The organism is Brevundimonas sp. UBA2416, assembly GCF_002343105.1.
In the GTDB taxonomy this organism is placed as follows: Bacteria; Pseudomonadota; Alphaproteobacteria; order Caulobacterales; family Caulobacteraceae; genus Brevundimonas.
In genome coordinates this window covers 154,592-154,828 of the sequence record NZ_DDRM01000015.1, presented here as the reverse complement: position 1 = coordinate 154,828, position 237 = coordinate 154,592, and the positions used below count along the sequence as shown (strand labels likewise).

Genomic DNA, 237 nt, shown 5'->3' with positions numbered 1-237 from the left:
GCCGACGCCGCACACGCCATCTTCATCAGCCCGTCGCGTGAGCTGACCGGCCGGTTCCTGATCGACGACAGCTTCCTGTACGAGCGGGGCGAGCGCGACTTCGACCGCTACAGCGTCGAACCCGGCAAGCCGTTGATGCCCGACTTCTTCGTCCCGGCGGACAGCGTGCCGCCGCCGGGGGTGGTGGTGGGGTGAGGGGCCGGCGTGGGTCCCCTGAGTGGCTAGTGGCTAGTGGCT

At 69.6% G+C, this 237-nt stretch carries 1 pseudogene; it reads left to right on the top strand.

The window, feature by feature from the left end:
- A pseudogene (locus B3E43_RS04815) lies at positions 1-195 on the top strand (short chain dehydrogenase); the annotation flags it as partial.
- Positions 196-237 lie beyond the last annotated feature (42 nt).